Here is a 20,387-nt window from a genome sequence, read left to right on the forward strand (position 1 = left end):
CCTAGAGTGCCGCAGAACGAGAAGACTGTCACCTGTCTTCAAGAGTTGGGGCGAGACTCTGTCGCCCCCTTGGCGGATGCGGCTGATCGCGCCATATCTGGGCCATGGCACATCATCACTCCTCCCTCGACTTTCTTCTCTCCCGCGCCTCGACCGATAACCTCGTTGAGCCGACCCCCAAGGGCGAGCAGCTTCGCAATATTCTGTCTGCAGGTTTGCGAGCGCCGGATCATGGCCGGATGCGACCGTGGCGCTACACGGTCATTAAAGGAAAGCATCGGGAGGCCTTTGCTCAGGTAGTGCTGGAAGCCATGGAACGGCAGGAGCCTGATGCCCCCTCTGCCAAGAAGGAAAAGCGCCGGGATCGTTTCTCCAATATGCCCATGATTATTGCACTGGGGATGCATATTGTCCCTGACGGCAAGATCCCGGTCATCGAGCAGGAAATGTCCGTGGCTGCGGGTGCGATGAATGTTCTTAACGCTTTGCACGCCGAAGGCTTTGGCGGGGTTTGGGTCACAGGACCTTTCTGCGAAGACCGCGCGCTTCTCGAATCGCTTGGGTTGAAAGATCCGCATCGTCTTGCAGGCTTCCTGTTCGTCGGAACGCCGGAAAAGCCGGTCGAGGGGCGCAAGCGCCCGGACATCGAAGAGTATATGGCGGTCTGGAAAGGCGAGCCCATTACATTTGATGCAGACGCAGGCTGAACAGAATGCGGTATGATGTGATTGTTGCGGGTGGCGGCCCGGTTGGTCTGGCTTGTGGCATTTCTCTTGCCCGGGATGGACGCAGGGTTTGTGTCATTGAGCGCTCGCCAGTATCTGTGCTGGCTGATCCACCTTTTGACGGGCGAGAAATTGCTCTGACGCATCACGCCGCGAACTGGCTGAAAGATGCGGGAGCATGGGCTGAAATCCCAGCAACATCCATTTGCCCTATGCACACAGCGCGCATTGAAACAGGTGCGGCAGGTAGTCCACCGCTTCTGTTCGATGCGCCAGCCGATGGCCCTGACGCACTTGGATATCTTGTCGCCAATCATCTGATTCGCCGGGCTCTGTACCGTGTGGCAGAGCGGACACCGGGCCTCGAAATCCGCGCCGGGGAAGGGATTGAGACGGCACGACACAATGCGCAGTCCGCCTCTGTAACACTGACAGATGGTACGGAACTGACTGCTGATCTTCTGGTCGGAGCAGATGGACGCTTCTCGCGATTGCGCGACAATGCGGGCATCGGTGCAATCATTCATGATTTTGGCCGGAGCATTTTGGTCTGTCGGATGCATCATCCGGAAAGCCATGCTCATACCGCGCTTCAGTGGTTTGACGAGGGACAGACAATTGCCCTTTTGCCAATCGCTCCTGACGGACGTGAAGGGGCTTCGTCCTCGCTCGTTCTAACCTTGGAAAACGATGAAATTGCGCGACTGAAGACGCTCGACGCCGACGCATTCAACGCCGAGATCACGGAGCGGACGCAGGGACGTATGGGTCCAATGGAGCTGGAGAGCCTCCGGTGTTCCTATCCCCTGAAAGCGGTCTATGCTCATCGCTTTCATGCGCCGCGTTTTGCCTTGATCGGGGATGCTGCCGTGGGGATGCATCCTATTACGGCCCATGGCTTCAATCTGGGTCTTAAAGGACAGGAAACGCTCGCGCGTGCCATCGCCGATGGGCCTGGAGACGCGGGGTCCCCTAGCGTACTGTCAAAGTTCGCCCGGACGCATCGTATGGCGACGGCGCCACTGTTTGCTGCAACCAACGCAATCGCGACAGTTTATACGCGTGACGAGACGCCATTTCTGGCTGCCAGAAAGTTGGGCCTGGCCGTTGCTAACCGCCTTCTTCCCTTCAAATCAGCTGTGACAAGCATGCTGATGGATCGTAATTCCTGAGTACCTTGCGGAGCCCGTTATGAAAGCCTTCGGACACACCCGTGCGACCCGCATCGAAGAAACAGATGCGCTCGTGGAATTGAATATCCCGACCCCTGAGCCGGGCCCGCGGGATGTTGTTGTCGAAGTTTCGGCTGTTTCCGTGAACCCGGTTGATACAAAGCTCCGGTCTGTCGCTCCTCCAGAAGGAGAGGCGCGCGTTCTGGGTTACGATGCCGTGGGCCGGGTTGTGGCAACGGGTGGGCAGGTTCGCGGGTTTCGTGCGGGTGATCGTGTGTTTTACGCAGGCAGCAATCTGAGGCAGGGCAGTAATGCCCGCTTTCAGGCGGTTGATGAGCGCCTTGTTGCATGTGCCCCGGAAAGCCTGACGGATGTCGAAGCGGCCGCTTTGCCTCTAACCGCTTTAACGGCGTGGGAGTTGCTGTTCGACCGTCTGGGCCTCACGGCCGGGCAAATGGAAAGCCCGGATGCCCTTCTGATTGTTGGTGGCGCTGGGGGTGTCGGGTCAATTCTGACGCAGATTGCTCGTCGTCTGACCGGCTTGAAGGTCATTGCGACAGCATCCCGGCCGGAGACCGTGGAATGGTGCAAATCCATGGGGGCGCATCATGTCATTGATCACCGTCGTCCGCTCGATCAGGAACTCGCCCGGATTGGTCTTCCACATGTACGGTATGTGGCCGGTCTAACGGCGACTGGGCAGCACAAGGATGCGATTGTTCGCGCGCTGGCCCCGCAGGGTGCGCTGGCCATGATCGACGATCCGGGTGAATTTGATATCATGCCCTTCAAGCGAAAATCGCTTTCCGTCCACTGGGAATATATGTTCGCGCGTCCAGCCTTCAATACGCCAGACATGGCTGTGCAGGGGCGAATTCTTGGGCAGATTGCGTCGCTGGTCGATGCAGGATTACTCCGAACCACGCTGCATCAGACGCTGGGTCCTATCACGCTGGAAAACCTACGTCTGGCGCATGAACTTCTGGAAAGCGGGAAGGGAATTGGGAAGGTCGTGCTGTCAGGCTTTCCAGACTGAGAACTTCTGTCAGGCTGGGAGTTTGGCTTCCAGCATCTGACGTTCCGTATCATCCAGAAAGTCCATTAGTAGAGGCAGCACAGAAACTGTCAGTCGCAAATTCTCTTTGGACAGAAAACTGATGGCAGCAAGAGAAACCGGCTGAGACAGGGCAAGTCTTGCGAAGCTGAGTGTAGGGCCGGTTAGAATGGCATTTGCAGCGGTTTCGTCCTCAAGGGGGCAGAGTTGGAACAACTCCCATTCCTTGACCTCGCGCCGATCCGACGTGACCTGCCCACCCAGAACATGCGGGGTCGCACTCAGGAAAAGATTACAGTCTGCCTGGCGCAGGGCCACAGATCCTGCCTCTGTTGTAGGCACGACGTCATAAGGCAAAAAATCGAGCAGATGCAGATTGCCGTCCAGGTTGACTGGAGCTGGATTGCCATCAGCACCAATGGCGGCCAGAAAAACGCGGGAGGTCGCTTCCCCAATTCTTATCGCGAGAAGCAAAGGGTCTGTTGACGCTTGGTCGGTAACTGACGCCTTGGTGTCACGGACGCAGATATGACCACCGCCCAAGGGCATCAGTGTAAATGCATGCAGTGTGGGTGTCGCGGGAGGGAGCGGGGCTAAGCGTTCAGTGTCCGGAAGAGCATCAAGAATTCCTGCACGGCCTTGGCGAACGACATTGCGAGCCCATTCGCGGATAATGTCTGTTTTACGTTGAGGCGTTGGATCATAGAGGTCGTTATAATCTGCCTCTGTGAAGGCCTGCATACCATACTGAACGTCTTTGCGGCGTTTTGTGCGCTCTACGTAATGCTCCATGCTTCTGAGCTGGTAATGCATGACTTTCGCATTTTTCCATTCTGGAATGCGGTCCGTGATGCCTAGTGTGTCAGACCACTCAATGTCCTGTCTGGCGTCGTTGACGTAGCGATAAGGGGCAACGTCGAAATAATGAACATTGCACCATTCGCCACTCCATCGATCGGGGCGGACAAAGGATTTGACGTGACGGTTTATGTAGATCTCAGGTTTGTAGTGATGCGTGAAGGCATGAAAGGCCGGAGCACGTGGTTTGATGACATGGCCTGAACTGCCGTAATTGCACCAGTTGATTCCAACCGCACCAACATCATCGTCCATCTCGCTCAGGAACTGATGAATGGTCTTGTGGCTCGGGAAAAATACATACTCATCCGCATCCAGAAAGCCGACCCAGTCAAACTCACCTTTGAGGTGTTCCAAGGCTTCAAGATAGACCTGTTTCTGTCTTTCTATATGAGAGCCGCCATCACTATCGATGCGGTAGAGGCGGATATCATGCACACAGGCTGCGTCTGTAATAACGCGATCTGTTCCATCTTTCGAACCATCATCGAAGATGATGATGGTATCCACACCAAGACTGACATACCAGCCGAGCCACCAGAGGATATCAGAGACCTCATCGCGGACGATGGCAACAACGGCAACTTTCATACAGGGCTGATTTCGACTCAGTTAAAGTGGGTACGCAGGAGCGGTGTGGGTGAAATGCAGAGAAGGATAAAGCCAAAAATGGCCATGACCTTCAGGATGAAGAACACCATATGCTGGCACACTTCCCCATTCGTGGCCATCATCATGAAGGGGTCCGGTGGGGGAAGAGGAGCCTTGGGGTCTGTCTGCAGTCGCTCGAGTGTGGAATTACGCTGATTGGCGTATTCGGCCCGACGACGAGCCATTTCAGTGCCGGAAATATCGGCTTTGCCATAAAGCTGGACGAGATAGTTTTCGAGGTCTTCCCGGCGGTATGCGGGCTTCCCATTCGGCATATGACCGCGCTCTGGGCCTGCTCCAAGCATGGAAAGCAGTCTTAGTCGACGGAGTGACAGTCCCAGATAAGCGGCAGCTTCGGTGACGGCGAGCATTCGCGCACGGATGGGCAGATGAAAAAGCTGCCCTGAGCTGTTGTGTCCGGAAATATGTGATGGCGGCACGGTCTGTGTCCCTGCGGTTCAGACACTCAACACCTTAAAGGACGGCCAGTGGAAAAGCGAGGTTTTCCACTGGCTACTTGGAAATATCAGGCAGTCGTGAGTGTGACATTTTCCGCATTGAACCGACGGAAAACATCGAACAGGATCGCATCCTGTATGGCGGATGCGTCCCGGGCAGACAGGATCCGGACAGTCAGGCTCATGGTGAGGCTGAAGCTTGCGAGCGCACTGATCCGCACCACAGGTGCAGGATTAGACAGAATTTCAGAGCGCTGGGCAGCCACCTCAATGAGCAGGGATTTGGCTTTTTCCAGATCGGTGGTGGTGGGCACCTTGAAGTTCAGTGTCAGAGCGCTTGTTGAACCGGACAGGGTACAGTTCTTGACGCTGGACGTGATGAACTGCGAGTTCGGAACAATCAGCGTCGAACCGTCGCCAAGGCCAATATCCGTAGCCCGGATGCTGATGCGCTTAACGTCACCCTTGGCGCCCGCGATTTCCACCATATCCCCGACCCGGACTGGTCGTTCTGCCATCAGGATCATGCCGGAGACGAAGTTCTGTACAATGGACTGAAGGCCGAAACCGATACCCACCGACAGCGCACTCACCACCCAGGTGAGGTTCTGAACAGACAGTCCAGCAATCGACAGAATGCCAAGGCCAACCAGGATCCACGAGCAGTATGTGAAAATGCTCAGGATGGATGTCCGGGCACCGATATCAAGCTGCGTGGTGGGCAGGAAACGATCTCGGATCCAGTGTTTTGTCTGGCGAATGATGTAGTAAGCGACGCTTACCAGCACGACGCAGAGAACGACCGTATCGAGCGAGATCTTTACGCCATGGATGGTATTGCCGACGAACAGCAGGCGCAGGCGGCTGCCTATATCGCCCACGCTGAAGCTTCCGTCAGTCTGTGCGATCGAGAAAAGCAGCAGCAGCAGCAGGATGTTCCCAATGCCGGACAGCAGAACACCGATCTGCGTGAGGCGACGCGAAGACAGGCCGAGAGGGTGCAGACGTGCACTAAAGCGGCCTTCTGGATCAAAAAGATGATCCAGAATGCTACGCCAGCACAGACCCAGAAGCACAACGACGGCCAGACCCGTTCCTAATGACAGGAGCCAGCCGTTCAGGGAGAATGCGAAGGAGACATATCCCAGCAGCACGGCGATGAGCGAGATGCCGAAAATCAGGGAAGACAGGCCCAGCGCGGTGGGTGCGAACTGGCGTGTATCGTCCTGCTTGCCCAACCGGCGGAAGGTGTCGATTGCACAGATGCCAATCGCCAGAGAGAACGCCATTTCCAGGACGGTCTGAAGCGTGGGGCCGAAGACATCCTGAGCGCGGAAAGAGCGAAGAAGGTTCAGGACAAGAATGCTGAGTGCCAGCATCCAGTCCACACCACGGAGGGCGCGGCGTTCATTTGGATTGCCCTCCAGAACACCTTTCCGTCCGAAAACCGGGAGGCCGGCGCCGATGATAAAACCGCAGATCGGCAGGCTTTCTCCCAGAATGGCGGCGATCGGACCGCCATCTGCATCCAGTACGGCAGCACTCCAGATCAGCCAGGCAAGCCCTCCGAGCAATGCGCAAAGGATGCCATTGAGTGTGATGGCGATGATGCTGCTGGCGAGCGCGTCTTTTACGCCAGTCTCCGCAGAGGAACGGAATTTGGCGCCAGCGCGCTTTAGAAGGCGCAGAATGAAGGGGGAAGCAATTCCGATCAGGACCAATGTTCCCGCCGTGCCGATCAGGAGCATCATCCATGCTGATAGTACGCCGTCTTCATGGAGCGACGACTTGTTTTCCGGCCGTTCTGTCAGGAGGGCATGCCAGAATTTGGGCGCCAGCGGAGATACTGTCCGTTCAGACAGAGCGGCATTTTGCAGGCGTGTCCGACGCGTGGCGATGGCGGAATTGAGCTGCTTGGCCTGAAGATTGTAAAGTTTGGACCGCATCAGGGCAGACTTCACACCCTGGGAGTTCTGCTGCAGTCGCGCGCGCTGTTCCGTGACAGACGGGTCTTCGTTTTCTGCGGCCTTGGGCCCAAGAATTTGAAGATAGGAGTCCGTGATGTCGTCGTAGTTCTGAATCTGTGTCAGTGCGTCCTGTGTATTTTGCTGAACACGCTGAGCACGCGCAGACAGATTGTCCAACTCGGTACTGCCAAGATTGGCGTCTGTCCGGTTAAGAACATTGAGGATCTGTTTCAGCGTTGCTGAACTGTCTTCAAGTTGGCGGTTGATCGTGTCCGATACGGCCGTCCAGCCCAGACCGCCGTTCTTGTCCACAACGGCTTTCTGGGTTGTTGTTGGTGCTGCCTGTGGGGCCGCAGCGGGGGCGGCATGGCCTGTGATCGGTACGCCACACAAGAGCGTCAGGGCAAGGAAAGCGCTTCTGCACGTGAAGCGGGTTCGCCGGCGGGTTTCCGGCCCTGTGAGGTGGGGCTCTTGCATGTGGGGCTTTCACTCCTGGTTTTGATGTTGGGTTTTAACGATCCGAAGAGCCACAAGGTTCAGGAAAGCCTTGCAGAGGCGACGATCGGGGTCTTTTTCGGCTGGCGAGCAAAAAGAAAGCGCCTCTGCCAGACTGGGCAAAGGCGCTGGTATTGATAACGTTTTTTGAAACGAGACGCAGGCTTCAGACGGAAAGAGCGGTCCCGTGTGCGTCTGCAATGGTTTCGAACCCTTCCCGACGCATGGCATTCAGAAGTTCCGTCTTAAGGCGACTGAGAAGAGCGGGCCCCTGGAGCACGAAAGACGTGTAGATCTGGACCATGTCCGCACCCATACGGATACGGTCCAGCACGTCTTCTCCTGTTTCGATACCACCGCAGGAAATGAGCGCGATGCGGCCCTTGTTCAGGTTTGAGACAACCTTGAGAACTTCACGCGACCGGGATGCCAGAGGTCTGCCAGACAGGCCACCGGTCTCGGCTGCCAATGGGCTCGTTAAACTTGCTGGGCGGGCAATTGTCGTGTTGGTCAGGATTAGTCCTTGTGCCCCGCCCGCAATGGCAGCCTCAAGAATGGGCTCGTAGGAGCTGTCGTCCATGTCTGGAGCCAGCTTGACCAGCAGAGGCAGACGATCCGGGTTGCGCGTGTTGATGGCACTCAGCAGGTCCGTCAGCATCTGGGCGGACTGAAGGTCCCGCAGGCCGGGTGTGTTGGGTGAGGACAGGTTCATCGTCACGTAGTCCACATAAGGACTGACGCGGGAGACGAGTTCCGGATAATCCCGCAGAGGCTCTGCGCCGATCTTGTTAATGCCGATGTTCGCGCCCAGAGGCACTGTCGCACCGCGTGTGCGGCCATTAGGCATCGGGCGATGCAGGCGTGCGAGATTGCGGCAGAACCGGTCAATCCCGCAGCCGTTGAACCCCATGCGATTGATGATCGCGCCGTCTTCCGGCAGGCGGAACAGGCGCGGTTGGGGATTTCCCGGCTGCGGTCGTGGTGTGACGGTGCCCGCTTCCACATGGCCGAATCCGAGTTTGGCCAAGGGGCGAACGGCGCGCGCATTTTTGTCAAAACCCGCAGCCAGACCAATTGGGTTCGGAAAGCGGAGTCCGAAAGCGCGGGTGGCAAGTGCCGGTACGTCTTTCGGAGCAGACCCTCCCAGCCCAAGGGCCATGGAGTTTATGGCAAGCTCGTGCGCCGTCTCCGGATCGAAGCGATGCAGGAGGGGCGTGGCCAGTTTTCCAAGATCAATCATGAGTCTTTCCCTTACCGCAAACCTGAGCAGCGTGCACGTGGTGGGGCAGAACGTGAGGGGAGAGGGGTTGGCGGGAGCATGGGGACGCGATAGACGCGAAACAATGTGGGAAGAACCCTATCTAGAAACATGTTGCCGCTCGACCCTGCACCGACTTCTGCTTTGTGGCGATGCAGGGCGGCCAACAGGTCTGCGTGACCAGCCCTGCCTTGAGCGCCTGGAGCGCATGGGGTTCGTTCGCCTGCGCGAAGACGGTCGTTTTGTGATCACGGATGCCGGCATGACCCGGCATCGGCTGGAAATTGGTCCGACTGGCTGATGTCAGGCCTTGTTCCAGGCATTCTCCAGTCCCTTGCGTGATTGACTGATAAGAGCCTCGAGATCTCCGTCATAGAGACTGTCCGGAACCTCTGACGAGAAAATTTCGACGGTGCAGGCTCCACGAAAGCCCGCCTCCCAGGTGGCGCGAAGCATGTCATGCAGAGGAATGACGCCATCGCCGGGAATGAGCCGATCCGTGGCAGAATATGGCGTCCGCCAGTCGCTCACCTGAAGAACGTTGATTTTCTTGCCAGCTTTCCGAATGGCACCACAGACGTCGTCTTGTTGCCAGATGTTCCAGTAATCCAGGCAAAGGCCCATCGCTGGGTGGCCAACACCATCAATGATCTCCAGGGCCTGCTCTATCGTCCAGATTGCGCTCTCAACATTGACGGATGTGGGATTTAGCGGCTCCAGCGACAGGGAAACGCCCAGATCAGCCGCCAGCGGGCACAAGTCTCGCAGATAACGTGCGGTCTCATCCATGACGCGATGCATGTTCCCATTGGGTGGAGCGCCTGTGTTGGTGACAAAAACGGCGCCGGGCGCATAGGGCGCAAGAGTCTCAAGGCTTTTCCTGAGGCATGCTGCACGCTGGGCCGGGTCGGTTGGTTCAGGGGCCATCCGGCTGTCGAAGAAGGTACGGACAGAAGGCTGAATGGCGCTGATGGTCATGCCGCTGTTGGCAGCAAGAGACATCTGTTCATGGATGCGTGCAGGGTCCAGCTTCGCTTCGCAGATCTCGATTGCCTGTACGCCTGCTGCTTTGTAGCGTGCGACATCTTCTTCGAAGGACCAGGGCTGGGTGGTAAATTCGTTCATGCCGAACAGAAAGGGCAGGGACATCGGAATCAGCCTTTCAGGAACTCGATAACGGTCCGATTGAATTTTTCGGTTTCGTCGATGAAGACCATGTGCGCGCTATCCTTAAAGAAAACGGCTTCACAGTTCGGCATATGATCGGCCACCCAGGCTGGCCCCCCTGCGGGCAGGATTTTGTCCTTCTCCGCGACCATCATAAGGGATCGCAGTTTGAGGTGCGGCAAAACGTCCCGCCAGTCCTGTGTGGTGTGATCGGCCATCATGGCGGCGCGGGCATAGTCCGGGCTGGCGGCCATTTCCCGAAGCAGGAAAGCTTTCTCGTCTTCTGGAATGTCCCGGCTCAGGCAGTCTGCCAGATTGCCGCGGTCAAAGTTTTCAGCATCCAGAAAAACCTGCTGCTGAAGATAAGCCAGACCGGCCTGATCGTAGCAGGTTGCGTGACCCAGCTTCCATTCCGGAGAGTAATACTGTTTCGGCGTCTGTTGAACGAAAATGGCGCTTCTGAGCCGATCCTGCCCGAACAGTTCCAGATAGGACCAGATAACGGGGCACCCGATGGACCAGCCCAGAACGGTCGCATCCTTTAGGTTCAATGCACCAATCAGGTCTCGCAGGTCTGCGGCTAGTCTTGCGATGCGGTAACCGTGTTTTGGTTTGTCCGAGCGTCCGTGTCCGCGCAGATCCATGGTGATGACACGTGCATGCTCGGACAGGGCTTCGACGTTGCGGTGGAAAAACCGGCCAGAAAATGTCCATCCGTGGATCAGGACGAGGGGGCGTCCATGCCCCTGTTCTTCGTAATGAATGCGTGTTCCGTCGCTCGCGGTGATGTGGGGCATGAAAACCTCCTGCGTCGCATTGCAAAGTATGAAAGAGATGCAAGTCGATAGCGTTTCAGGGGCATTAACGGTTTCGTGGCAAAGGACCGTTTGCGCTTGAGAGAGTGCATCGGTAAATTAACAGTGTCATGACAGCTTCCTCCTCTTCCGCTCCCCCGAACCGCGTTCTCGCGCCCATTGATCTTGGCCAGGGCGTAGTGATCGAAGATCCGGTGATCCTTGCTCCGCTTTCAGGGGTTACGGATCTGCCGTTCCGCCAGCTTGCGCGCGACCTTGGCGCGGGACTGGTAGTGTCTGAAATGATCGCATCCTGGGCAATGATCCGGGAGAACGAGAACACCATGCGCATGGCGCGTTCGGCCGGGAATGGCCCGAATGCGGTTCAGCTCGCAGGGTGTGATCCGGATGCGATGGCGCAGGCTGCGAAAATTGCGGTCGATGGCGGTGCAAACCTCATCGACATCAATTTCGGTTGCCCTGTGAAGAAGGTCGCGATCGGCCAGATGGCGGGTTCCGCCCTGATGCGGGACGAAGTGCAGGCTGGAAAGATTCTTGAGGCTACGGCAAGGGCCGTGAACGTTCCCGTGACGCTCAAGATGCGGATGGGCTGGGATCACGACTCCCTCAATGCACCACGGCTTGCGAAAATTGCGGAAGAGAGCGGAATCCGGCTCGTGACGGTTCATGGGCGCACCCGTCAGATGTTCTATAACGGAACTGCAGACTGGCGTTTCGTAAAGACCGTGAAGGATGCTGTGGGTCTGCCGGTGATCGTGAATGGCGACATCAATACGATCCGTGATGCACGTGAGGCACTTCATCAGTCTGGCGCGGATGGCGTGATGATCGGGCGAGGGTGTTATGGCCGTCCGTGGTTCACGGCGCAGGTGGCTCAGTCCCTGAAAACCGGGCAGGACGTTCCGGACCCGGATCTGGCAACGGAAAAGTCCATTGCCCTGCGTCACTACAGGATGATGCTGGATCATTTCGGGGAGCGCCCCGGTCTGCGTCTGGCGCGCAAGCATGTGTCCTGGTACTCCGGCGGTCTGCCCGGCTCTGCAACATTCCGTTCCGCCATTAATCGTGTGGATAACGCGCCGGAAGCAATCTCCATGTTGGAAGAGTTCTATGACCGGAACATCGAAGCGGGCGTTGTCCGGGACCGTGAGAACGGACCAGCCGGCAGCATGCCGCGTGATGGATGCAGTGAAGCAGCCTGACCGGCCAAGGTTTAGTCAGGGATGGTGATGCAGGCTGAGCCCTTGCTGGCGGATGAAGCATGCCGTCCGATGTTTCTGTATGGGGCATCCCGGCTTGATCGTCAGGACGTGGCGCGTCGACTGCACACGCATAGTGTTCGGGCGCAGCAGCCATTTGTGGTCGCGGCGCTGACAGCTACCCCCTGTGCACTGCGCGAAGATGCTCTGTTCGGAGGGCGTGAAAGCGGCTGGTTCGAGCAGGCGCAGGGCGGGACTCTGCTTGTCGATGAGATTGACTGCCTGTGCCCTGCGTTACAGGTCCGGTTTGTTTCGGAGATTGAGCGTCCGGAGACGGATCTGCGTGTGATTGCCGCCAGCAGGCATGACCTGACCCTTCTGCTGCGGCAGGGTAATTTTCAAAGCGGTCTGCATCGCTGGTTGGCCGCATTCGAGCCGTCGCAGCGCCTCGGACCTGAGCGCATTAGTGCGGTCTGTCGTCTGCCAGGCACTAAAAATGATCGGCCACGGGGGCTGGCACGGGCTCTCGAACGTCCGTTGATTGAGTATTTTGAGACGGGTCTGGAAAATGATGCGGGTGATCTGCATGCCAGCGTGGTGGGGGAAGTCGAGCGGCCGCTTATCACCATGGTCCTGCGGAGAACAGGCGGGAACCAGCTTCGCGCGGCCGCCATGCTTGGGCTGAACCGCAACACGTTGCGCAAGAAAATCAGGGAACTGGATATTACGGTTCCAAAGGGAAGTGACGAGTGAGTTCTTTTTCTCCGGGGCGTGTGCTGAGACGACTGACAAGCGCCAACGGGGTGGTTCTTCTAACCGTCATGGCACTGATTCTGGCGTTCGCGACTTTTGTCGTTCTCGCGGGCGGCATGTCACTGGCGCATCGTCCGCAGGTGCAGGCCATCATCTTCCTGCTCGACTTCATCATGCTCATGCTGATCACGGCAGCAGGCGTGGTGCAGATCGGGCGCATGATGGCGGAACGGCGGCTTGGGCTAGCCGGTGCAAGGCTTCATGCGCGCCTCATTACCCTGTTTGGAATTGTCGCTGTTGCACCGACCATCGTCGTGGGAGCTGTAGCAGCGCTATTCTTCCATTACGGCGTGGAGATCTGGTTTTCCAATCGCGTCAGTAATGCTCTGACGGAGGCCCGCTCTGTAGCTGCGGGGTATTTGCGGGAGCATAACGACAATATCCGTACAGAAGCATTTGCCCTCGCAAATACGCTGATCCTTATTCAGAACGATGAGCTGTTCACGCACGGGACAGACCTGTTCCACAGTCCATCCCGTCTGCAGGAACTGCTGGACGATGAGGTTTACGAGCGTGGTTTGACCGATGCGGAGGTCTTCGATCCGCTCACGGACAAAGTCCTGGGTGTCGGTGGTCTTCTTGGCAAGACGGACATGAATACCCTGCCGCCTTTACCGCCCAAGTCTGTGGTGGAGATGGCACGCGGGGGAGACGTCGCCATTCTCAACCGCCCTGATCAGCGCATGGTGCGCGCCATTGTCTCGCTGGGCGGGAATTCGGGGCTTATGCTGGTCATTACCCGACCTGTCGATCCTGATGTCCTCGAGCATATGCGGCGTACCAACGAGCTCGTGCAGGATTACCAGCACATGATTGCCAATCGGGGTAAAACGCAGGTCACTGTTGTGGTGATCTTCGGCCTGATGGGATTGCTGGTGTTGGCTGTTGGCATGTTGACAGGGCTTGCGCTGGCCAACCGTATTGCAAACCCGCTAGGCCTTCTCATTCTTGCAGCAACGCGCATTTCCCAAGGCGATCTGGGTGTTCGTGTTCCGGTGCCAGCAAAGACGAGCCGCGAAAAGGACGATGAGGTTGTGGGGCTCTCCAGGGCCTTCAATCGTATGACCGACCAGCTTGAGAGTCAGCGGTCAGAACTGATGCAGGCTTACGATCAGATCAATGAGCGTCGGCGATTTACGGAAACTGTTCTGGCGGGCGTGTCGGCGGGCGTCATTGGTCTGGACCGGGGACAGGTGATCGAACTGCCGAATAGGGCTGCTTCCGTCGTGCTCCAGCGGGATTTGCAACCCGCGATCGGTATGAGGCTCTCTGTCAGTGTCCCGGAATTTTCAGCTTTGCTGGACAAGGCAAGGCAGGCGCCGGAACGCGTCCATACTGATGAAATTCAAGTGGATACAGATGGCGCACAGCGCCCGGGAGGGCCTGGTGACGGTGGCGGTGCCGGTGCCGGACGAACACTCCTGGTGCGGATTGTGGCCGAACTCCGCGGCACGGATGTCGCTGGATACGTCGTAACCTTCGATGACATCACGGCGCTTCAGTCAGCGCAGCGTAAAGCGGCTTGGGCTGACGTGGCCCGACGCGTGGCGCATGAAATCAAGAACCCCTTGACGCCAATCCAGCTTGCAGCAGAGCGGCTGAAAAGGCGCTTCCTGAAAGAAATTCAGAGCGATCCCGACACATATACGCAGCTTGTAGATACAATTGTCCGGCAGGTTGGGGATATCGGCCGAATGGTGGATGAGTTCTCTGCTTTTGCACGGATGCCACAACCCGTGATGCAGAACGAGGACTTTTCCCGGATCTGCCGTGAAGCACTGGTGCTGCAAAGAAACGCTCATCCCGACATTGTGTTCGAAACACGGGATCTGCCGCCCTCAGGGCCTATCGTTCGGTGCGATCGGCGACTCATAGGGCAGGCATTGACAAACCTTCTGCAGAATGCGGCAGATGCCATAACCATGACAGACCGCGGAAAATCGCGGGAAAACGCGTCTGACGCCCTGATGCAGCCAATTGGACACATTGTGGTGGGCTTGCACATTCGGGACGGGCATGTCCTGCTAGGGATAGAAGACGACGGGATTGGTCTGCCGACTGGGGAACGCCACCGGTTGACCGAGCCTTATGTGACACACAAGGCGAAGGGCACAGGTCTTGGCCTTGCGATTGTCAAAAAGATCATGGAGGACCATGCCGGGATGCTTCAGCTCACCGATCGGGACCCCGATCCGTCATCCGGACGGCGCGGGACACTCGTCACACTGTCTCTGCCTCTGGCGGAGCTGGGTGGTGCAGGAGAGAAGGAAGACCGGATCATGAGGGTGACAGATGGAACATGAGATTCTGATCGTCGATGACGAGCCGGATATCCGGTTCCTGATCGAAGGTATCCTGAACGACGAAGGATATGCGACCCGCACGGCCGCGAACTCCGATCAGGCTTTGGAACTTTTCAGGGCACACAGGCCGTCCCTGGCTATTTTGGACATCTGGTTGCAGGGTTCCAAGCTGGACGGGATTGAACTGCTCAAGGTCATGCAGGCTGAAGAGCCAGGTCTGCCGACGCTGATGATTTCGGGTCACGGCACCATTGAGACGGCTGTCGCCAGTCTTAAGCATGGTGCCTACGACTTCATTGAGAAGCCGTTCCAGTCAGATCGTCTGCTTCTGGTGGTTCAGCGTGCCTTGGAAGCTGCCCGTTTGCAGCGCGAAAATGCAGAGCTGCGACTGCGGGCCGGGCCTGAGACGACGCTATCGGGGGAAGGGGCTGCCGTTTCGGCTGTTCGGGCCCAGATCGAACGCGTGGCCCCGACCAACTCCCGGGTGCTGATTACCGGCCCAGCCGGTTCAGGCAAAGAAGTGGCCGCGCGGATGATTCATGCGCGCTCCCGTCGTGCGGAAGGTCCGTTCATCGCGCTGAACTGTGCCACGCTCGCGCCGAACCGTTTTGAAGAAGAGCTGTTCGGTCTGGATGGTACGGACGGCCAGCCCGCACGCCGTGGGGTTCTGGAACGTGCTCATCGCGGAACGTTGTTGCTCGACGAGGTGGCAGATATGCCGCTGGAGACGCAGGGCAAGATCGTTCGTGCCTTGCAGGACCAGACTTTTGAGCGGATTGGAGGCAACACGCGCCTCAAGGTTGATGTGCGGGTTATTGCCACGACAAACCGTGATCTTCAGTCCGAAATCATGGCGCATCGCTTCCGGGAAGATCTATATTACCGGTTGGCCGTGGTCCCTCTGCGCATTCCTTCACTCCGGGAGCGTCGTGAAGATATTCCGGGATTGGCCAAGCACTTTCTGGAGCGTTGCGCACAGTCTTCGGGATTGCCGATCCGCGAACTTTCCGTGGATGCGCTTGCGGCGTTGCAGGCTTATGAGTGGCCCGGCAATGTGCGTGAACTGCGCAACCTGATGGAGCGTCTGCTCATCATGATGCCGGGCTCGGGCAGTGATCCCATTCGTGCAGATATGCTGCCTTCCACCATCAGTCAGGGCGCGCCGTCGATGACGCGTCTGAACTCGGGGGCGGACGTGATGAGTCTTCCGTTGCGGGAAGCCAGAGATCTGTTTGAAACGCAGTATCTACAGGTTCAACTCATGCGGTTTGGTGGCAATATCAGCCGTACGGCCAATTTCGTTTGCATGGAACGCAGTGCATTGCATCGCAAGCTGAAGCAGCTTGGTGTTACCACACAGGAAGATCGCTCGACGTCACCGGCAGTCGGGGGATAAACGGGCAGTGATCCCAATTCCTTTTTTCCTCAGGGCCGGCGAGTCAAAATTATCGTGACGTCAGAAACTTCATCCACTTCCGCCGGAAGAGACGCTGTGCAGGAAGTTTTCCTCCAGCATCTCCATCAGATCGAGGCACCCGTCACGGTGTTTCTCGTCAATGGCGTGAAGCTTCAGGGGGTCGTAGCTCAGTTTGACAGCCACACGCTGCTGCTGCGCCGGGATGGGCATGTTCAACTCATTTACAAGCATGCCATCAGTACAATCATGCCCGTGGGAGCCCTCCCGCGGTTTGCGGACAATGAACTTTGAGCGGATTTGATACCAAGAAGCCTGCCACGCGTGCTGCTGTTATTCTCCCTTGGGAGAAATCGGGACAGCAGGAAGATATCCGGGCTGCAGATGCCCGCCTGGAAGAAGCGGTGGGTCTTGCGGCCTCCATCGGACTGGTAATCGTTCGGCAGGCGGCAATTCTGCTTCGGGCGCGTCGCCCGGCAACGCTGCTGGGTAGCGGGCAGGTTGAACAGCTTGCCGAAGCCGTGAAGCTGGATCAAGTTGATGTCGTCATTATCGATGCCCGCCTGTCTCCGGGGCAGCAGCGCAATCTGGAAAAGGCGCTGGGGTGCAAGGTTATGGACCGGACGGGTCTGATCCTTGATATTTTCGGCGCCCGTGCCGCCACCCGAGAGGGTGTGTTGCAGGTCGAACTGGCCCACCTCGAATATCAGCGCTCTCGTCTTGTACGTCTGTGGACCCATCTTGAGCGTCAGCGCGGCGGCTTTGGCTTCCTTGGTGGACCGGGCGAAACGCAGATCGAAGCAGATAAGCGAATGCTTGCGGACCGGATCGGCCGGATCAAAAAAGAGCTGGAGCAGGTTCGGCGCACACGTGGCTTGCATCGGGATGCCCGCAAGCGGGTTCCATTCCCGATTGTTGCCCTTGTGGGATACACCAATGCGGGTAAGTCCACGCTCTTCAACGCGCTGACAGGCGCGGCAGTCCATGCTGAAAACCAGCTCTTCGCGACGCTGGACCCTACGATGCGCGCGCTGCGTTTGCCTTCAGGACGGAACGTTATCCTGTCTGACACGGTGGGATTCATCAGCGATCTGCCGACAGAACTGATTGCTGCCTTCCGGGCGACGTTGGAAGAAGTCTCGCAGGCAGATGTCATTCTGCATGTTCGTGATGTGGCTCATCCGGATAGTGCCGCTCAGCGTGCTGACGTGTTGAATGTTCTGGACGGCATGGTGCGGGACGGCATGCTGGATGCCCAATGGCCGGAGCGAACAATTGAGGTTCTGAACAAAGCAGACCTGATCGGCGGTGTTGAAGCCGTGCCGAAGCGTGACAACGCTGTGGTGATTTCGGCCATCACAGGCGATGGTATCCCTGATTTGTTCGAGACGCTGGACCAGTACCTGACGCAGTCCATGCAGGATGTGAAAGTCAGCCTGTCCCTGCAGGATGGTGCGGCACTGGCCTGGCTTTACCAGCATGGCGAAGTGGTCGAGCGGTTTGATCATGAGGGCGGGATGGATGTGCAGGTCCGTCTCTTCCCCATGGACTGTGAGCGCTTTGAGATCAGCTATCCCGGACGTGCTGCTACGGCTTGAGGGGCCATGCGTGCACGGGCCGCTTTCGCCTTCTGGCGGGAGCGGTCCAGCGGGATTGCCAGCGCGAAGGTCAGAATAAGCCCCAGAACATTAATAATGATCTGAAGGCCCAGGCCTGTTCCAAAACTTCCAAGGATCAGGCGTCCCAGCAAATCCAGCACTGTGCCGAACGAGAACACTTCCAGTGAATTTCTGCCAAGCAAGGCCAGGATCTGGCCCAGACGATCGGCTGAAAAACGACGTAGAACACGTGAAGACTGCACGAGATAAAAGATCGACATAATGTCGAACAATCGCCAGACGGCGAGAGTCGATTTCCCATTATTGGGTGGGGCCGGAAACAGGCGCAGCCCGCTCAGGTGCCAGTATTCATACGGAAAGCAGAGGATAAAGGCACCAATCAGGTAGCCCCCGCAGAGCACCTTGGCCCATGTTCTGGCTGGCAGGTCGCCATTATGCTTGGATGCCCAAACGGCACCGAGCACACCCAGAATATATAGAAACTGCCAACCGAACGGATTCATGTACCAGCCATTTGGGTCCAGCCAGTTTGGAACCGTGATGCGCGGATCGATATTGGCAATCGCCCAGATGGCTGCGCTGACGCCAAGCAGCAGCCAGACGCTTTTCTTGAGGGCAGCGTAGATCAGCGGGAAAAGAGCCAGAAGAACAATGTAGAGCGGCAGGATGTTGAGGTAGCTCGGTAGCGCATCGAAGGTGAGGATGCGCCATAGCCAGCCGTATCCGTGGGCGAGTTGCGGCTCAAGAATATATTCCGGGACGGGCTCGTAATGGCGCCAGTGCCGAACGGTCCAGACGAACACCAGTGTCATGGCTGTCTGATAAATATACAATTTGGCGCAGCGCGACAGGATGCGGCGGATACCGCTGGTCCACCCGTCGCGGTCGATCAACCGACCATATGCCAAATAGGACGCATATCCTGCCAGCATGACGAAGATTTCAGCTGCGTCGGCAAAACCGAAATTGCGAATGGTGATTCTGTTGATGAGATTATCGGGCACATGGTCAGCCAGCATCATCAGCAGAGCAGCGCCCCGCAAGGCATCAACGCGATGGTCGCGAGTATGCTTGCGCGGTAAAGACTGTGCATCGGATGATGAGGCTGGCAGCTGCATGGTGCCTTAATACAGTTTTCATCAAACGGGAGTATGAAGACTGGATTACCGCAACATTAAAGATTGTATGGAAAACTGCATCGCGGTCTGAAGCAGATTCATTCACCTGCTTCAGGAAGAGCAGTCAGATCATTCTTTTAATACTGCAGGGAATTCAGGGATATTAAATTTCTTGAAGGAAATGAGCCTGGTGCTGGAGGCATCACCGCGGTGGGGTCAGGATGTAATCATCGGCGGTGAAAGGGGGAGCCGAGATTGCGTAAAAACTGAGGGGCGAGTGCGGGGAAGCCGCAATCTTGTGCTTCAAATGTGGGCTGATGCGAATGATGTCGCCTGCTTTGACAAGAGTTATCTGATCTCCAAGCCAGACGGTGCCTTCTCCCTCATGGATCAGGAAGATTTCTTCCGAACGTCGATTGTAACTCTCAGGATAGGTGGTTCCTGCGGTCAGGGTGAAGAGTGCAATGCTCTGATGATGGGACGGGAGTGCAGATCCAATACCGATAAATTCCTGCAGGGTACTGCCTGGTGCGGGGTAAATTGCTGGAACATGGTCTGGGTGGACAACCTGCGCGGCTGCAAAACCAGGTGCGAACAGAAGCGACAGAATACCAAGGCTGATCTTCATTGGGTCTGGACTTTCACACGGGTGAGGGCAGTAATCTGCTTGCGGAAGGCAGGATAACGCTCGCTAAGGGCTTTGCGTTCACCCAGTTGAAAGTCTTCGGGAATAAAGCCCGGAGCCATGGTCGTGCCAACAAATGACCAGCCAGCGGGACCGATAGGTGCCGAGCCCTGCCAAACACCTTCAGGAACGACATAGGCAGGATGGTCCCGGTCCAGCGTGATACTTTGGCCTCGGCCGTCAGGATGAAGCAACAGAAGATGAACGGGATCTCCAGCGTAGAAATGCCAGATCTCGGCTGTCTTCAGGGTGTGAAGTGCAGAGAAGTCCCGTCGTGTTTCCACGAACAGGATCGCTGTGGAGAGAGGGTGTGTGACACCAGCATAGCGTGCAGGCAAAGCCGAGCCCGCAATAGTTTCTGTGGTGCGCTGAAGCTGGGAAAACCAGCCACCTTCCACAGGAACGGGCTGCATGTTGTAGCGATTGATCAGAGCCTGTGCGGCAGCAGGTATCTGAGCTGTGGCGTTTTTATTGTGAAACGCGGGTTGTGCGGAGGCAGAGCTTCCGGAAGCGAGGATGGAGCATAGGAGGCTGGTGATAACAAATCTGCGCATCCGGGCAGGTTCCCCTCTCACAATCATGAGTAGGTCTTTGTATCCTGCTTCCTGTCCGGATG

Annotated in this window: 19 protein-coding genes; 10 read left to right on the forward strand and 9 right to left on the reverse strand. The window is 57.2% G+C overall.

What is annotated here, in order from left to right:
• The first annotated feature begins 104 nt into the window (after positions 1 to 104).
• Genes KP702_RS08940 through KP702_RS08950 form a run of 3 tightly spaced genes read left to right on the forward strand, consistent with a single transcriptional unit; the run spans position 105 to position 2,933 of the window.
• A complete protein-coding gene (locus KP702_RS08940; RefSeq protein ID WP_237389974.1) occupies positions 105 to 707 on the forward strand; it encodes a nitroreductase in 603 nt (200 codons plus the stop codon).
• A gap of 5 nt (positions 708 to 712) precedes the next feature.
• The gene (gene ubiM / locus KP702_RS08945; protein ID WP_202207778.1) at positions 713 to 1,897 is read left to right on the forward strand and encodes a 5-demethoxyubiquinol-8 5-hydroxylase UbiM; all 1,185 of its coding nucleotides are present in this window, start codon (positions 713 to 715) and stop codon (positions 1,895 to 1,897) included.
• A gap of 19 nt (positions 1,898 to 1,916) precedes the next feature.
• Positions 1,917 to 2,933: a zinc-binding alcohol dehydrogenase family protein gene (locus tag KP702_RS08950; protein WP_215768805.1), complete on the forward strand. Its 1,017-nt coding sequence runs from the start codon at positions 1,917 to 1,919 to the stop codon at positions 2,931 to 2,933.
• A gap of 9 nt (positions 2,934 to 2,942) precedes the next feature.
• On the opposite strand, the gene KP702_RS08955 is transcribed toward KP702_RS08950, so the two are convergent.
• The 4 genes from KP702_RS08955 to KP702_RS08970 form a co-directional block, all read right to left on the reverse strand.
• Positions 2,943 to 4,400, reverse strand: a complete 1,458-nt coding sequence (locus tag KP702_RS08955) for a glycosyltransferase family 2 protein (RefSeq protein ID WP_202207776.1) — start codon at positions 4,398 to 4,400, stop codon at positions 2,943 to 2,945.
• Between the two features lie 17 nt (positions 4,401 to 4,417).
• On the reverse strand, positions 4,418 to 4,900 hold the full coding sequence (locus tag KP702_RS08960) for a hypothetical protein (protein ID WP_202207775.1): 483 nt from the start codon (positions 4,898 to 4,900) through the stop codon (positions 4,418 to 4,420).
• Positions 4,901 to 4,986: 86 nt separating this feature from the next.
• Complete coding sequence (locus tag KP702_RS08965; protein ID WP_215768806.1) at positions 4,987 to 7,362, reverse strand: DUF3772 domain-containing protein; 2,376 nt, start codon at positions 7,360 to 7,362, stop codon at positions 4,987 to 4,989.
• A 184-nt stretch (positions 7,363 to 7,546) separates the two neighbouring features.
• Complete coding sequence (locus KP702_RS08970) at positions 7,547 to 8,620, reverse strand: quinone-dependent dihydroorotate dehydrogenase (protein WP_202207773.1); 1,074 nt, start codon at positions 8,618 to 8,620, stop codon at positions 7,547 to 7,549.
• Positions 8,621 to 8,723: 103 nt separating this feature from the next.
• Here KP702_RS08970 and KP702_RS08975 point away from each other — a divergent pair, with 103 nt between their 5' ends.
• Positions 8,724 to 8,939, forward strand: coding sequence for a hypothetical protein (locus tag KP702_RS08975; RefSeq protein ID WP_064275151.1), 216 nt, complete (start codon positions 8,724 to 8,726; stop codon positions 8,937 to 8,939).
• Positions 8,940 to 8,941: 2 nt separating this feature from the next.
• Here the strand turns inward: KP702_RS08975 and KP702_RS08980 are convergent, their stop codons facing one another.
• Both KP702_RS08980 and KP702_RS08985 read right to left on the reverse strand, forming a co-directional pair.
• On the reverse strand, positions 8,942 to 9,787 hold the full coding sequence (locus tag KP702_RS08980; RefSeq protein WP_202207772.1) for a sugar phosphate isomerase/epimerase: 846 nt from the start codon (positions 9,785 to 9,787) through the stop codon (positions 8,942 to 8,944).
• Between the two features lie 5 nt (positions 9,788 to 9,792).
• Positions 9,793 to 10,602: an alpha/beta fold hydrolase gene (locus tag KP702_RS08985; protein WP_202207771.1), complete on the reverse strand. Its 810-nt coding sequence runs from the start codon at positions 10,600 to 10,602 to the stop codon at positions 9,793 to 9,795.
• A 128-nt stretch (positions 10,603 to 10,730) separates the two neighbouring features.
• Here KP702_RS08985 and dusB point away from each other — a divergent pair, with 128 nt between their 5' ends.
• From dusB to hflX, 6 genes are all read left to right on the forward strand, one after another.
• Positions 10,731 to 11,822: a tRNA dihydrouridine synthase DusB gene (gene dusB, locus KP702_RS08990; protein WP_046901104.1), complete on the forward strand. Its 1,092-nt coding sequence runs from the start codon at positions 10,731 to 10,733 to the stop codon at positions 11,820 to 11,822.
• Positions 11,823 to 11,843: 21 nt separating this feature from the next.
• Positions 11,844 to 12,572: a helix-turn-helix domain-containing protein gene (locus KP702_RS08995; RefSeq protein WP_202207770.1), complete on the forward strand. Its 729-nt coding sequence runs from the start codon at positions 11,844 to 11,846 to the stop codon at positions 12,570 to 12,572.
• A gap of 68 nt (positions 12,573 to 12,640) precedes the next feature.
• Positions 12,641 to 14,935, forward strand: a complete 2,295-nt coding sequence (locus KP702_RS09000; protein WP_237389983.1) for a PAS domain-containing sensor histidine kinase — start codon at positions 12,641 to 12,643, stop codon at positions 14,933 to 14,935.
• A complete protein-coding gene (locus tag KP702_RS09005; RefSeq protein ID WP_202207768.1) occupies positions 14,925 to 16,331 on the forward strand; it encodes a sigma-54 dependent transcriptional regulator in 1,407 nt (468 codons plus the stop codon). Before KP702_RS09000 ends, KP702_RS09005 begins: the two co-directional genes overlap by 11 nt.
• Positions 16,332 to 16,427: 96 nt before the next feature.
• A complete protein-coding gene (gene hfq, locus KP702_RS09010) occupies positions 16,428 to 16,643 on the forward strand; it encodes an RNA chaperone Hfq (protein WP_369826498.1) in 216 nt (71 codons plus the stop codon).
• Positions 16,640 to 17,947, forward strand: a complete 1,308-nt coding sequence (gene hflX, locus KP702_RS09015; RefSeq protein ID WP_046901109.1) for a GTPase HflX — start codon at positions 16,640 to 16,642, stop codon at positions 17,945 to 17,947. Before hfq ends, hflX begins: the two co-directional genes overlap by 4 nt.
• Here hflX and KP702_RS09020 read toward each other — a convergent pair.
• The 3 genes from KP702_RS09020 to KP702_RS09030 form a co-directional block, all read right to left on the reverse strand.
• A complete protein-coding gene (locus tag KP702_RS09020; RefSeq protein WP_202207767.1) occupies positions 17,920 to 19,086 on the reverse strand; it encodes an OpgC family protein in 1,167 nt (388 codons plus the stop codon). The two genes, hflX and KP702_RS09020, sit on opposite strands and share 28 nt — an antisense overlap.
• 202 nt (positions 19,087 to 19,288) lie before the next feature.
• On the reverse strand, positions 19,289 to 19,714 hold the full coding sequence (locus KP702_RS09025; protein ID WP_202207766.1) for a cupin domain-containing protein: 426 nt from the start codon (positions 19,712 to 19,714) through the stop codon (positions 19,289 to 19,291).
• Positions 19,711 to 20,325, reverse strand: coding sequence for a cupin domain-containing protein (locus tag KP702_RS09030; RefSeq protein ID WP_202207765.1), 615 nt, complete (start codon positions 20,323 to 20,325; stop codon positions 19,711 to 19,713). The genes KP702_RS09025 and KP702_RS09030 overlap by 4 nt, the downstream gene beginning before the upstream one ends.
• Positions 20,326 to 20,387 lie beyond the last annotated feature (62 nt).

Origin of the sequence: Gluconobacter sp. P5B12, from assembly GCF_018812035.1 — a bacterium.
GTDB lineage: Bacteria > Pseudomonadota > Alphaproteobacteria > Acetobacterales > Acetobacteraceae > Gluconobacter.

Excerpts from the sequence above, each read along its gene's own strand:
- KP702_RS08940 (WP_237389974.1), top strand. The coding sequence starts at position 105 with ATGGCACATCATCACTCCTCCCTCGACTTTCTTCTCTCCCGCGCCTCG.
- ubiM (WP_202207778.1), top strand. The coding sequence starts at position 713 with ATGCGGTATGATGTGATTGTTGCGGGTGGCGGCCCGGTTGGTCTGGCT.
- KP702_RS08950 (WP_215768805.1), top strand. The coding sequence starts at position 1,917 with ATGAAAGCCTTCGGACACACCCGTGCGACCCGCATCGAAGAAACAGAT.
- KP702_RS08955 (WP_202207776.1), bottom strand. The coding sequence starts at position 4,400 with ATGAAAGTTGCCGTTGTTGCCATCGTCCGCGATGAGGTCTCTGATATC.
- KP702_RS08965 (WP_215768806.1), bottom strand. The coding sequence starts at position 7,362 with ATGCAAGAGCCCCACCTCACAGGGCCGGAAACCCGCCGGCGAACCCGC.
- KP702_RS08970 (WP_202207773.1), bottom strand. The coding sequence starts at position 8,620 with ATGATTGATCTTGGAAAACTGGCCACGCCCCTCCTGCATCGCTTCGAT.
- KP702_RS08975 (WP_064275151.1), top strand. The coding sequence starts at position 8,724 with ATGTGGGAAGAACCCTATCTAGAAACATGTTGCCGCTCGACCCTGCAC.
- KP702_RS08980 (WP_202207772.1), bottom strand. The coding sequence starts at position 9,787 with ATGTCCCTGCCCTTTCTGTTCGGCATGAACGAATTTACCACCCAGCCC.
- KP702_RS08985 (WP_202207771.1), bottom strand. The coding sequence starts at position 10,602 with ATGCCCCACATCACCGCGAGCGACGGAACACGCATTCATTACGAAGAA.
- dusB (WP_046901104.1), top strand. The coding sequence starts at position 10,731 with ATGACAGCTTCCTCCTCTTCCGCTCCCCCGAACCGCGTTCTCGCGCCC.
- KP702_RS08995 (WP_202207770.1), top strand. The coding sequence starts at position 11,844 with ATGGTGATGCAGGCTGAGCCCTTGCTGGCGGATGAAGCATGCCGTCCG.
- KP702_RS09000 (WP_237389983.1), top strand. The coding sequence starts at position 12,641 with ATGGCACTGATTCTGGCGTTCGCGACTTTTGTCGTTCTCGCGGGCGGC.
- KP702_RS09005 (WP_202207768.1), top strand. The coding sequence starts at position 14,925 with ATGGAACATGAGATTCTGATCGTCGATGACGAGCCGGATATCCGGTTC.
- KP702_RS09020 (WP_202207767.1), bottom strand. The coding sequence starts at position 19,086 with ATGCAGCTGCCAGCCTCATCATCCGATGCACAGTCTTTACCGCGCAAG.
- KP702_RS09025 (WP_202207766.1), bottom strand. The coding sequence starts at position 19,714 with ATGAAGATCAGCCTTGGTATTCTGTCGCTTCTGTTCGCACCTGGTTTT.
- KP702_RS09030 (WP_202207765.1), bottom strand. The coding sequence starts at position 20,325 with ATGCGCAGATTTGTTATCACCAGCCTCCTATGCTCCATCCTCGCTTCC.